Origin of the sequence: Rhodococcus sp. 05-2254-2 (assembly GCF_002259095.1) — a bacterium.
In the GTDB taxonomy this organism is placed as follows: domain Bacteria; phylum Actinomycetota; class Actinomycetes; order Mycobacteriales; family Mycobacteriaceae; genus Rhodococcoides.
Window position 1 is genome coordinate 1 of sequence record NZ_NOZJ01000006.1, and the last position, 13721, is coordinate 13721.

7 protein-coding genes are annotated in these 13721 nt (G+C 65.8%); 6 read left to right on the forward strand and 1 reads right to left on the reverse strand.

Annotated elements, in window-relative coordinates; genetic code table 11:
- Positions 1–255: 255 nt before the first annotated feature.
- Entirely contained in the window at positions 256–876 is a 621-nt protein-coding gene (locus CH283_RS07860; RefSeq protein WP_255183135.1) for an RDD family protein, read from the reverse strand.
- Between the two features lie 206 nt (positions 877–1082).
- Between CH283_RS07860 and CH283_RS07865 the strand changes: the two genes are divergently transcribed.
- From CH283_RS07865 to alaS, 6 genes are all read left to right on the forward strand, one after another.
- Complete coding sequence (locus tag CH283_RS07865) at positions 1083–4472, forward strand: transglutaminase family protein (RefSeq protein ID WP_094642381.1); 3390 nt, start codon at positions 1083–1085, stop codon at positions 4470–4472.
- Between the two features lie 320 nt (positions 4473–4792).
- A complete protein-coding gene (locus tag CH283_RS07870; RefSeq protein WP_373557667.1) occupies positions 4793–7324 on the forward strand; it encodes a circularly permuted type 2 ATP-grasp protein in 2532 nt (843 codons plus the stop codon).
- Positions 7324–8223, forward strand: a complete 900-nt coding sequence (locus CH283_RS07875; RefSeq protein ID WP_094641925.1) for a transglutaminase family protein — start codon at positions 7324–7326, stop codon at positions 8221–8223. Before CH283_RS07870 ends, CH283_RS07875 begins: the two co-directional genes overlap by 1 nt.
- 155 nt (positions 8224–8378) lie before the next feature.
- Entirely contained in the window at positions 8379–9548 is a 1170-nt protein-coding gene (locus tag CH283_RS07880; protein WP_094641923.1) for a kinase, read from the forward strand.
- Between the two features lie 148 nt (positions 9549–9696).
- Positions 9697–11004 carry a replication-associated recombination protein A gene (locus tag CH283_RS07885; RefSeq protein ID WP_255183163.1) on the forward strand — a complete coding sequence of 436 codons (1308 nt, stop codon included), beginning with the start codon at positions 9697–9699 and terminating at the stop codon, positions 11002–11004.
- A 43-nt stretch (positions 11005–11047) separates the two neighbouring features.
- On the forward strand, positions 11048–13717 hold the full coding sequence (gene alaS, locus CH283_RS07890) for an alanine--tRNA ligase (RefSeq protein ID WP_094641921.1): 2670 nt from the start codon (positions 11048–11050) through the stop codon (positions 13715–13717).
- Positions 13718–13721 lie beyond the last annotated feature (4 nt).

A 13721-nucleotide genomic window follows, 5' to 3' on the forward strand; every position in this document is an offset into this window, starting at 1 on the left:
GGCGGGTACTGACCGCCGGCAGGCGGCGGGGTGTCTCCCGTGTTCGGCGGGGGAGTGTTCGGCGTTTCGGGTCGGCCGGGATCGGATCCCTGGCCGGGCCGCGGTTCGTCGGTCGGATCGTCGTTCACGTCGTTCTCCTGGTCTGTGGTCGGGACGCGTGGGGTGGTTCGGAGCACCGAGACCCCGAAACACTGTGAACGCAGACGAGCGGGCCTCCGCCTGATGTCGGAGGTCCGCTCGTGCGTGGACAGGTTGTTACGAGACGCTGATGACCTGGGTTCCGCCGGCGATCTCGTCGTGCTTGCCCTGTTTGGTCGGGCTGGAGTTGATGGTCACCGCAACGACGATGTACGCCACGATCACCAGGAAGCTGCCGACGACCGGCACGATGTTGAGCAGCAGGAAGGCATTGCGCTTGGCCGCCTCGGCCTGAGTGGGCAATCCGCCTGTTGCGCCGAGGGTGCGCAGGCCGAGGAGCTGCTTGCCCAGAGTCTGGCCGCGGGAGGACTCGAGCAGCGTGAAGTACGCGAAGCCGAGGAGCGCAGTCGCGAGGCCCATCAGGAAAGTTCCGAAGAACCCGCTGGGGAGAATCAAGTACAGGATGATCTGGACGAGCGCGAGAATGAGCAAGTCCAGGAAGCGCGCCGCGAAACGCGATCCGAGGCTGCCGGGCTGCGCGCCGCCGGGCAACTGCGAGCCCAGTCCGAATCCGGCGTTTCCGCCTACCGGCGGCGGTGGGTAGTTGCCCGGGGGCGGGTAGCTGCCGGGTGGTGGGTAGTTGCCGGGCGGCGGGTAACCGGACGCTGGATTCGTGGGGTACTGGGGTTGGTTCGGATCGGAGCCGTACTGCGGTCCGTTGGGTGGATTGTCACTCACGAGATTCCCTTTGGTTGCAAAGTGTGGCGTGCGTCGAACGAATACTCGATTCTCGCCGAGCGAACCCCACCACGAAGAGGGTGTCAAGCACTACACACCTGCCCGGTCGGTACATTTCGGACACGATTTCTCGCCGAGCGCACCGGGCCCGGTCCTACTAGGGTTGGGTGTTCTACCCATACCGGGACTATCACGAGGGGCTCGCCGTGGGCATCAAGGTTGCACTCGAACACCGCACCAGCTACCGATTCGACCGCACCGTCAAGATCTTTCCGCACGAAATTCGGCTGCGACCGGCACCGCATTCGCGCACTCCCATCGAGGCGTACTCGCTGAAGATCGAGCCGGCGGAGCATTTCGTCAATTGGCAGCAGGACGTGTTCGGAAACTTCCTCGCTCGGGTGGTCTTCCCCGAGCGAACCGATCACCTGTCGATCACCGTCGGACTCGTCGCGGACATGGCGTCCATCAATCCCCTCGACTTCTTCGTCGAGGAATGGGCCGAGCACTACGGCTTCGCGTACGAAGAGCACGACCTGCCCGACCTCGAGCCGTATCTACGGCCGGTGGACGAGGGCAAGGCCGGATCCGGACCGGGACCGGTGGTCTCGGCCTGGGTGGAGAAGCTGCAGGCGGCTGTCACCGAACGCGGAGAGTCGTTGCGCACCATCGATTTTCTCGTGATGGCAAACCAAGCCGTCATGGGCGACGTCGGGTACTCCGTGCGCATGGAACCCGGAGTGCAGACCCCCGATCTGACTCTGACGTCCGCCGTCGGGTCGTGCCGCGACTCGGCGTGGTTGCTGGTGTCGGTACTGCGTCAGATGGGTCTGGCAGCGCGGTTCGTCTCGGGTTACCTGGTTCAGTTGTCCTCCGACGTAAAGTCGCTGGACGGCCCGTCCGGGCCGGTGGAGGACTTCACCGATCTCCATGCCTGGACCGAGGTCTACCTCCCCGGTGCGGGCTGGGTCGGGATGGACCCGACATCGGGTCTGTTCGCCGGCGAGGGCCACATTCCACTGTCGGCCACACCGCACCCGTCGACGGCCGCCGCCATCTCCGGTGCGACGAGCAAGTGCAAGGCCGAACTCGACTTCTCGAACACCGTCGTCCGCGTCCACGAGGATCCGCGAACGACGTTGCCGTACACCGCCGAGCAGTGGGAATCGATCAAGGCCACAGCCGAGAAGATCGACGAGCGGATGCTCGATCAGGACATTCGGTTGACCGTCGGCGGCGAGCCCACGTTCGTCGCGATCGAGAATCAGGAAGCGCCCGAGTGGAACACCACTGCCGACGGTCCGCACAAGCGCAAGCTGGCAAGTGTGCTCGCCGAACGGCTTCGCACCATCTACGCACCGGACGGTCTGGTGCAGCGCAGCCAGGGCAAGTGGTACCCCGGCGAACCTCTGCCGCGGTGGCAGGTGGGACTGTTCTGGCGTACCGACGGTCAAGCTCTGTGGCACGACTCCGATCTGATCGCCGATCCCTGGTTGGCCGAGGACCTGCGCCCGGATCCGGTGGACAATTCGGCGTCGCAGGCATTGATCGACGAGTTGGTCAAGGCGCTCGGACTGCCCGCCTCACAGGCGCGTCCCGCCTACGAGGACCCGTTGGTGAAACTGTTGGACCTGGTTCGCCAGCCCTACGGTGATCCGCCCGCCGACGACGAGGATCTCGAACCGGGAGCCGATTCCGCGGATGCCAGAAAGAAACTGCTCGAACGGCTCGATGCCAGTACCGACGAGCCTGCGGCATTCGTTCTGCCCATCTCGCGCACCGAGGACGGCTCCGGCTGGGAGAGCTCGGACTGGAAGTTGCGCCGCGGCCGAATAGTGTTGCTGGAGGGCGATTCTCCCGCGGGCCTGCGGCTGCCACTTCGCGCGATCTCCTGGGACGGCGGTCCCGTCGAGAACCCGGCAGACCCCACCGCGCCCAAGCCGGATCTGCCCACACCGCAGCTGACCCAGCAACCGCCGCGTGCGGTGAACCCGGCCGAGTCGCGTTACGCGCAGTTGGTGAACGAGACGTCCGGGGTGGGCGGCACCGCCGTCACCGCACTGGTCGCCGAGGTTCGCGACGGCGTCCTGCACGTGTTCATGCCGCCGATGGATCGGTTGGACGACTTCGTCGATCTCGTCTCGCGGGTCGAGCAGGCGGCGTCGACCATCGACACGCCCGTCGTGATCGAGGGCTACGGTCCGCCGTCCGATCCGCGTATCCAAACCCTCACCGTCACACCGGATCCCGGTGTGATCGAGGTCAACGTGCAACCGACCTCCTCGTGGGCGGAACAGAACGATCTGATGGAGCGTCTCTACCTCGAGGCGCGTCAGTCCCGTTTGAGCACAGAGGGATTCGACAACGACGGCACCACTCGTGGAACGGGCGGTGGAAACCACATCACCCTCGGCGGCGTGACGCCGGTGGATTCACCCGTTCTGCGTCGACCGGACCTGTTGGTCTCGCTGCTGACGCACTGGCAGCGGCACCCGTCGCTGTCGTACCTGTTCTCGGGCCGCTTCATCGGCACCACGTCGCAGGCTCCTCGCGCCGACGAGGGACGCGAGGAATCGCTCTACGAGCTCGAGGTCGCATTCAGCGAGATCGAGCGACTGACCGGGGCCGACCGATCGGCGTCGCCCTGGGTCGTCGACCGAGCGCTGCGGCACCTGCTCACCGACATCACCGGCAACACGCACCGCGCCGAGTTCTGCATCGACAAGCTCTACAGTCCCGATTCCACTCGCGGACGACTGGGACTGCTCGAACTGCGCGGGTTCGAGATGCCGCCGCACCATCAGATGGCGATGGTGCAGTCGCTGCTCGTGCGATCGATGGTCTCGCGGTTCTGGGACACCCCGCTGAAGGCACCTCTCATCCGGCACGGTGCCAATCTGCACGGTCGGTACATGTTGCCGCACTTCGTCATCAACGATATCGGTCGTGTCGTCGAGGACCTCCGCGAGCACGGCATCGATTTCGACACCAGCTGGCTCGATCCGTTCACCGAGTTCAGATTCCCCCGAATCGGTACCACCGTGGTCGGTGACGCCGAGATCGAGCTGCGGGGTGCGATCGAGCCATGGAACACTCTCGGCGAAGAATCGACGTCCTCGGGCACCGCTCGGTACGTGGACTCTTCGGTGGAACGAATCCAGGTTCAGGTCGCCGGAGCCGACGCGGGCCGCTACATGGTGACGTGCAACGGGGTGCCGGTGCCGATGTTGCGGACCGAGCGTCAGGACGTGCAGGTCGCCGGTGTGCGTTACCGCGCTTGGCAGCCGCCGAGTGCTCTGCACCCGACGATCGACGTGCAGAGTCCGCTGCGTTTCGATCTGGTGGAAATGCAGACCGGACGTGCGGTCGGCGGGTGCTCGTACCACGTGGTGCACCCGGGCGGTCGCTCGTACGAGGGACCGCCGGTCAACTCCGTGGAAGCCGAAGCGCGCCGTAACGGCCGCTTCGAGGAGGGCGGGTTCACCTCGGGCAAGGTGGACGTAGCAAGATTGCTCGAGATGCACGCTCGCCAAGCGATCGATGTGTCCGCGCCCGGCATGCTCGACCTGCGCCGGACCGGAGTCATCACGTCCTGACGCGCGACTGCACAGGAGAACGAGTCGACCGGTAGCGATCTCGGTCCGACGCGTATCGGGTGGTTCCGCAGGCAGCGGAGTCACCCGGCGGCGGAGTGTGATCGACCGACGGAAGGAACAACGGCTCGATGGTGCCCGTGGATACCACCCTGAGTGGAGCCGGCAGGAACGACGATGTTTCGAGTGGTGCCGGCAGGAACGACGACGTTTCGAGTGGGGCCGGCAGGAACGACGACGTTTCGAGTGGTGCCGGGTCGCCGTGGCTGGCGTATCGCGGTCGGCGTGAGGCCGTGACCGGTCGTGTCGATCGGTTCGACGAGATGCTCGATGCCGACGACGCCGTCCGTCCGCACTGGGCGGAGTTGGTCGACGGTATGCGTGAGGCCGGCTCGGGTGCCATGCAGACGTTGCAGTCGCGGGTGAGCCGTTTGGTCGACGACCACGGCATCACCTACAACCCGATTCCGTCGGGTGGCAGCGAGGCGTTGCCCAGTGCTGTTCGGTGGGGGTTGGACAGTGTTCCGTTGGTCGTCGCGGCCGACGAGTGGGACCGTCTGGAAGCAGGTTTGGTTCAGCGGTCGATGTTGCTCGATGCGATGCTCACCGACATCTACGGTGCCCAGGAAACCGTTCGTCGGGGGTTGATTCCACCGGAGTTGGTCTTCGGCAACCCGGGCTATCTGCGGACGGCGCATGCGATCACCATTCCGGGGCCGCATCAGCTGTTCATGCATGCCGCCGATGTCGCCCGAGGTTCCGACGGCGACTTCCGGGTCGTCGCCGACCGCACGCAGGCACCGTCGGGAGTGGGCTATGCGCTCGCCGATCGTCGGGTGATGTCGCGCGCGATGCCGGAGTTGTTCCAGGCCAGCAATCCCAGGCCGCTGTCCACGTTCGCTCGGGCGGTTCGTCTGGCTCTTCGCGATGCGGCACCCGCATCGGCCGAGAATCCGGTCGTGGTGGTGCTCAGTCCCGGTTCGCACTCCGAGACGGCATTCGATCAGGCTTATCTCGCAACGGTTCTCGGCTTTCCTCTAGTGGAGAATGCCGATCTCGTGGTCCGCGACGGCTGTCTGTGGATGCGGTCGCTCGGCAAGCTGCGCCGGGTCGATGTGGTGCTGCGCCGAGTCGACGCCGAGTTCGCCGACCCACTCGATCTGCGCCCGGATTCGCATCTGGGAGTCGTCGGTCTGGTCGAAGTGCTGCGGCGCGGGGCCGTGAGCGTGGTGAACACGCTCGGTAGCGGTGTGCTCGAGAACCCGGCTCTGCTTCCGTTGCTTCCGGCGTTGAGTCGTGCCCTGCTGGACGAGGATCTGATTCTCGGTTCGGTACAGACCTACTGGGGTGGCGACCCGGATCAGCTCTCGCACATCGGAAGCCGGATGCGTTCGCTGGTGCTGCGCTCGACCACCTCACGTCGCACGGTGGTGGGGCACGATCTCACCGACGTCGCCGCGGAGGAGCTGTGGAAGCGAATTCTCGCCGAGCCGTGGAAGTGGACCGGGCAGGAAGTCCCCGAGTTCTCGTTGGCTCCGGTCGGTTCGTCGATCGACGGCGGCTCGGGTTCGCAGTTGTCGGTGGCGCCGGCGCAGGTGGGGATGCGGCTGTTCACGGTTGCGCAGCGGGGCGGGTACACGCCGATGCGCGGCGGACTGGGGCAGGTGGTGCTCACCGCACCGGTCACCGAACCGCTCATCACGGTGGCGTCGAAGGATGTGTGGGTCAAGTCGGTGGAACGGGTCACCCCGGCCGACTCCGCTCCGCACACCCCGCCCGCCACGGTGGAGGAGTTGCCGCAGTACGCCGCGTCCAACGTCGATGTCGTCAGTTCCCCGCGTGTGCTCGGCGACCTGTTCTGGTTCGGCCGCTACAGCGAGCGTGCCGAGGACATGACTCGATTGCTCATCGCTGCGCGCGAACGCAATCAGGACTATCGATCGATGCCCTGGCTCGAAGGCAGCGAAAGTCTGCCGATTCTTCTCGAAGCGGTCACGAAGGTCTCGCGCACCTGGCCGGGATTCCTCGACGAGAAGAACCGCGGTGATGCGAGCGTGGAAATGCGCTCGCTGATGCTCTCGACGGGACGTCCGGGTTCGCTGGCCCAATCGGTGGATCGGATGCAGCAAGCGGCGCGCGCGGTGCGCGACCAGCTCTCGAACGACACCTGGGCGGTGCTGAACCGCATCGACACCGCGCTCGAGGAGCTGGCCGAGTCGCCGGTTCACAACGGCGCGCAATTGGCGTCGTCGCAGTCGAGTGTGCTGCGCGGGTTGCTTGCGCTGGCCGGCTTGGCATCGGAATCGATGGTGCGAGACGCGGGCTGGTACCTGATGGATGCAGGCAAACGGATCGAGCGTGGTCTGCAGCTGACTGCGCTGCTCTCGGCCACGCTGAGCCACGCTCTCACGCCCTCCACCGAACAAGCGGTCATCGATTCGGTGCTGTCCGCGGCCGAGTCCTCGGTGATCTACCGCAGACGCAACAGCGGGCGCGCGCGTCCGGCTGCCGTCGCGCAACTGTTGTTGTTCGACGAGGGCAACCCGCGAGCGTTGGTCTACCAGCTCGATCGGCTGCGGGACGACCTGGGTTCGTTGCCCGACGCCTCGGGTACGTCGCGGCCCGAGCAGCTCGTCGAGCAGATGCGGGTGCGGTTGCGGCGCGTCGACCCGGGCGATCTGGAATCGGTCGATGCGAACGGCAGGCGAGTGGAGTTGCTCGAGCTGGTGGACGGCATCCACGACTCGCTGGAGGAATTGTCCCGCGTCGTCCTCGCCACGCACATGTCGTTGCCCGGTGGCACGCAGCCGCTGTGGGGCAGCGCCAACATCCGAACTGCGAACGGAGTGCGGTGATGAGTCGTCGGTACCGAATCAAGCACATCACCACCTACACGTATTCCGACCGCGTGACCTCGTCCTACGGGCGCGGATTCCTCGCGCCCCGCGACATGGACGGGCAGCACTGTCTGGAGAAGTCGGTCACGGTGGAGCCGGCTCCCACCGATCAATCCTTCGGCGTGGACGTCTACGGCAACGAGGACGTGTACTTCCACGTCACGCACGACCACGAGAAGCTGGTGGTCACGGCGGATTCGCTGGTGGAGGTCTATCCTCGTCCGGCGGACGAGACGACGTCGTGGCCGGCGACGGCATCCTGGGAGTCGGCTCGGATGGCGCTGTTCGATGCGAGCGTGCCTGCGGATCCGGCCCGCGCGTCGGCCGTGGAGTTCGCTCTCGATCTGCCGACTCCGGAGATAACCGACGAGGTGCGCGCCTACGCGGCCCCCAGCTTCTGGCCCGGTCGTCCCCTCGCGGACGTCGTCGTCGATCTGACGCATCGGATCTTCACCGACTTTCGCTATCTTTCCGGCTCGACGACGGTCTCGACCACCGTTGTCGACGTCCTCGCCGCGAGGTCGGGAGTGTGTCAGGACTTCGCTCGCCTTGCGATCGCGTGCTTGCGGTCCCAGGGTCTGGCGGCCCGGTACGTGTCGGGATACCTCGCAACCGAACCTCCGCCCGGCAAGGAACGGATGATCGGTGTCGACGCGACCCACGCGTGGGCTGCGGTGTGGATGCCGAACGATCGGTGGCTCGCGTTCGATCCCACCAACGATCAGCTGGTCGACGAGCGATACGCGACCGTGGCGTGGGGACGTGACTACGCCGACGTGCCGCCCCTGCGCGGGGTGATCTACACCGAAGCGGAGGAGAGCACCATCGCCGTATCGGTGGACGTTGCACCGCAGTAGCGAACCCGGCATAATTCGGTGGCTCGGGGGTAACCGACCATCTGGTCGAATCTACGAATGCAACGTGCGAAAAGCCGCAAAACGGACAATCGTTTCCCATTCGTAGTCACCGAGACGGCACAGCAGAACACACCGAACGGGTAGCTTGGATATCGATGACCGCAACACTGGCAGACCCTGTATCAGAGGTAGTAGCAGCAGCCCAGCGACTCCTCACCAAACGCACCGGAGCTCCGGTGACGTTGATCGACCCGGTGAATCTGGGGGGTAGCGGTCAAGCGATCGTGTTGCGAGTCAGAGTGTCCGAGAACCCGTTTCAGCTGCCCCGCACCCTGGTGATCAAGCAGGTCCGGGAGCTGCCCGCCGAATCGGAACTGCATGCCGAGCTCGCCGACGTCTCCGGTTCCAGCGCCTTCCTGCGCGAGGCGGCGTCGTACCAGTTCGCCAACGCTCTGGCCACGGACAGCAGGCCCGGACCCGAGCTGCACGCATACGACCTCGACGCGAGGTTGCTGGTGCTCAGCGATCTCGGCGACGCCAGTCCCATCACTGCTCTGCTGCGCAACTCGGACGAAGCCGCGGTGACCAATTCCTTGATGGCCATGGCGCAGGCGCTCGGCCGCATGCACGCCGCCACCGTCGGCCGTGAGGACGATTTCGCCGCTCTGCTGCGACGGGTGGGACAACCCGACTCCACCGACGGGATCTCCGCCCAGATACCCGACGCTCTTGCCGAGGTCCCCGGCCTGCTGACCGATCTTCTGGGCGTCGGAACGACTCCGGATGCCATTCTCGATCGAGTCTCTCGCAGCGGGCGACTGTTCGCGCACGGTGCCTTCCGCGCCTTCAGCCCGTCAGACCTGTGTCCCGACAACATCATCGTCAACGACGAAGGCGTGCGGTTCCTCGACTACGAGTGGGGCGGATTTCGTGACGCCACCCTCGACATCACCTACGCGTTGGCGTCGTTCCCCGGTTGCCTGTGCAGCTTCGAGCTCTCACACGATCGCGAGCAGGCGATGATCGACGCGTGGCGCTCGGAAGTGGTGGGGATCTGGCCAGCGTTGGCCGACGACACCACGCTGGCGAGCAAGATTCTCGACGCGCGTCTGATCTGGGTGTGGCTGAGCACCTACTGGTTCCTGCCCGACGACCACACTCGCATCGCAGCGGCGCGTGCTCATCACCTGTCGGTTCCGCGGTCGCAGGCACTGATCTCGCGGTGGACGACGCTGGCAGACAGTGCCGCGCGCGTCGGTGAGACCGACATCGCCGACTACGCGACGTCGGTCGCCACCGCTCTGCGCACCAAGTGGGAGCGCTGAGGAAGACGTCGTTCGCGCATCCGCCGGTCGCATCGGTAGCGTTCGACGGGTGAGCGGCGGCATCGGTAGTGACTTCTCCGGCGGGGACATCTCGGGAAGCGACGAGTTGGGCGACGGACTGTTCGACGCGCCTGCGCCCCCGGAGGCGATGATCGCCGAGTCCCGTCCCACGTCCACCTACGTCAGGCCCGACGCACCTCTGGCGGTGCGTATGCGTCCGACGAGCCTCGACGAGGTGGTGGGGCAGTCTCATCTGTTGGCTCCGGGCGCACCGCTGCGCCGGCTGGTCGAGGGCTCCGGTGCGTCCTCGGTGATGCTCTACGGTCCACCGGGAACCGGTAAGACGACGCTGGCGTCGCTGATCTCGGGGGCTACCGGACGCAAGTTCGAGGCGCTGTCGGCTCTCTCGGCCGGTGTCAAGGAAGTACGCAACGTCATCGAACTCGCGCGCCGCCGACTGCTCTCGGGCGAGCAGACGGTGCTGTTCATCGACGAGGTGCACCGATTCTCCAAGACGCAGCAGGATGCACTGCTCGCTGCCGTCGAGAATCGGATCGTGTTGTTGGTGGCTGCGACCACGGAGAACCCGTCGTTCTCGGTGGTGTCGCCGCTGCTGTCCCGGTCGTTGGTTCTGCAGTTGCAGCCGCTGGCATCCGAGGACATCGAGTTGTTGCTCACTCGCGCCGCCAACGATCCGCGCGGACTGGACGGTGCGGTGACCATCGCCGACGACGCGATGGATCACCTGGTGCGTCTCGCGGCCGGCGACGCCCGACGGGCGTTGACGGCACTCGAGGCGGCAGCGGGCGCTGCAACCGACGGGATGCTCGACCTCGCGACGGTCGAGGCCAGTGTCGACAAGGCCGCCGTGCGTTACGACCGCGACGGAGATCAGCACTACGACGTCATCAGCGCGTTCATCAAGTCGATCAGAGGGTCCGACGTCGACGCCGCCCTGCACTATCTGGCGCGGATGATCACGGCAGGCGAGGACGCGCGGTTCATCGCGAGACGTCTCGTGGTGCACGCCAGCGAGGACATCGGGATGGCCGACCCCACGGCACTGCAGACCGCGACGGCCGCTGCCAGCGCCGTGCAGATGATCGGTATGCCCGAGGCACGGTTGGCGCTGGCGCAGGCGACGATTCATCTGGCCACTGCGCCCAAATCCGGTGCCGTGATCGGCGCACTCGGTGCTGCCATGGCCGACGTGGCTGCAGGCAAGTCGGGATCGGTGCCGCCGCATCTGCGCGACGGCCACTACAAGGGCGCTCAAGGGCTGGGGAACGCCGTCGGGTATCGGTACCCGCACAGCAGTCCTGGCGGCGTACTGGGGCAGCAGTATCCGCCGGACGAACTGGTGGGCGTGAACTACTACGAGCCCACCGAGCACGGTGCCGAGCGGGAAATCGCGACCAGGGTCGGGAAACTGCGCCGCATCATCCGAGGCCGATAGGCCCTCGAGTCGGTGCGGGGTCCGACGACGCTAACCTGTATCCGTGCAGACCCATGAGATCCGCAGGCGTTTCCTCGACCATTTCGTGAAGGCGGGACACACCGAAGTACCCAGTGCGTCGTTGATCCTCGACGACCCCAATCTGCTGTTCGTCAATGCGGGCATGGTTCCGTTCGTGCCGTTCTTCCTCGGTCAGCAGACACCGCCGTACAAGACGGCGACGAGCGTCCAGAAGTGCGTGCGCACCCTCGACATCGAGAACGTCGGTATCACCACCCGCCACAACACGTTCTTCCAGATGGCAGGAAACTTCTCGTTCGGCGACTACTTCAAGCGAGACGCCATTCGGCACGCCTGGTCTCTGTTGACCGACAGCGTCGAGGACGGCGGATACGGGTTCGATCCCGAGCGCATCTGGGCCACCGCGTATCTCGACGACGACGAGGCGATCGAGCTTTGGAAGGAGATCGCAGGCCTGCCCGACGAGCGAATTCAGCGCCGAGGAATGGCCGACAACTACTGGTCCATGGGCATTCCCGGACCCTGTGGCCCGTGCTCGGAGATCTACTACGACCGAGGACCCGAGTTCGGTGCCGAGGGCGGTCCCGAGGCCGACGAGGATCGGTACATCGAGATCTGGAACCTCGTGTTCATGCAGAACGAACGCGGCAAGGGAATCAGCAAGGACGACTTCGAGATCCTCGGTCCGCTGCCGAAGCAGAACATCGACACCGGCATGGGCGTCGAGCGCGTCGCCTTCCTGCTGCAGGGCGTGGACAACGTCTACGAGACCGACCTCGTCCGACCGGTGATCGCCAAGGCCGAGGAACTCTCGGGACGCGCCTACGGTGCCAACCACGACGACGACGTGCGTTTCCGAGTCATCGCCGATCACGCCCGGACCGCCGCGCTGCTGATCTCCGACGGAGTCAATCCCGGCAACGACGGTCGCGGCTACGTGCTGCGCCGATTGCTGCGCCGCATCGTCCGATCGGCACGCCTGCTCGGCGCACCCGACGAGACCATGGCGCAGTTCGTCACCGTCGTACGAGACACTATGACCGAGTCGTACCCGAATCTGGTCACCGACTTCGATCGCATTCTGACCGTCGCAGTGGGGGAGGAGACGGCGTTCCTCAAGACCCTCACCTCGGGTTCTCGGCTGTTCGAGGGCGCAGCGGAGGCAGTCAAGGCGTCGGGTGCGAAGAAGATCGGCGGTGCCGAGGCATTCGCGCTGCACGACACCTACGGTTTCCCGATCGATCTGACGCTCGAGATGGCCGCCGAGGCCGGCCTGTCGGTGGACGAGGACGGTTTCCGCTCGCTGATGGCCGAGCAGCGCAACCGGGCCAAGGACGACGCCCGTGCCCGCAAGCACGCACACGCAGACCTCACGGTCTACAAGGATTTCGTCGACGGTTCGCCGACCGAGTTCACCGGATTCGACGAACTCGGCTCCGAGGCAACGGTATTGGCCCTGATCTCCAACGGCGTCCGCGTCCCGACCGCGGTTGCGGGAGACTCGGTGGAGATCATCCTCGACCGCAGCCCGCTCTACGCCGAGTCCGGTGGCCAGATCGCCGACATCGGCACGATCACTGCACCCGGCCTCGGCGTCAAGGTCAACGACGTGCAGAAGATCGCCAAGAAGCTCTGGACGCACAAGTCGGTGGTCGAGTCGGGTCAGATCACCGAGGGCGACACCGTGCACGTCGACGTCGACCACGCGTGGCGCAAGGGCGCGACTCAGGGCCACTCGGGTACCCACATGGTGCACGCGGCACTGCGACAGGTGCTCGGGCCGAACGCGACGCAGGCCGGATCGCTCAACAAGCCCGGCTACCTGCGATTCGACTTCTCGTGGCAGGGCGCGCTCTCGGAGGCGCAGCGCGACGACATCGAGAACGTCGCCAACGACGCGGTGGGCTCGGACTTCGCGGTCAACACCATGGTCACCGACCTCGACAGTGCCAAGAAGATGGGCGCCATGGCCCTGTTCGGTGAGAACTACGGCGACGAAGTGCGCGTCGTCGAGATCGGCGGACCGTTCTCGATGGAACTGTGCGGTGGTACGCACGTGCAGCACTCGTCGCAGATCGGCCCGGTCACCATTCTCGGTGAATCGTCCGTGGGCTCGGGAGTGCGCCGAGTCGAAGCCTTCGTCGGCCTCGACTCGTACCGCTATCTCGCCAAGGAACGCGCGCTGCTGGCCGGCATCGCGTCCTCGCTGAAGGTGCCGTCCGAGGAGGTTCCGACCCGCATCGAGACCCTGGTCGAGCGTCTGCGGGTCGCGGAGAAGGAACTCGACGCGGTCAAGGCCGCCGCAGTGCTGGCCTCGGCAGGTGAGTTCGTCGGCAAGGCCGAGCGATTCGGCGACGTGCGAGCGGTCATCGCGCAGGCACCGGACGGCGTCGGCGGCAACGACTTGCGCACCTTGGTCACCGATATCCGAGGCCGGCTGGGCGCGGACCCGGCCGTGGTGGTGCTGTTCGGCACCGTGAACGGCAAGGTCCCGTTCGTGGTCTCGACCAACAAGGCAGCTCAGGATGCAGGCATCGCGGCAGGCGATCTGGTGGCGGCCTTCGGTCCGAGTATCGGTGGCCGAGGCGGCGGCAAGCCCGAGTTGGCTCAGGGTTCGGGATCGGACGTCGCCGGAATTCCAGCCGGTATCGACGCAGCCCGGGCTCGATTGACCGAACTCACCACCCACTGACGAT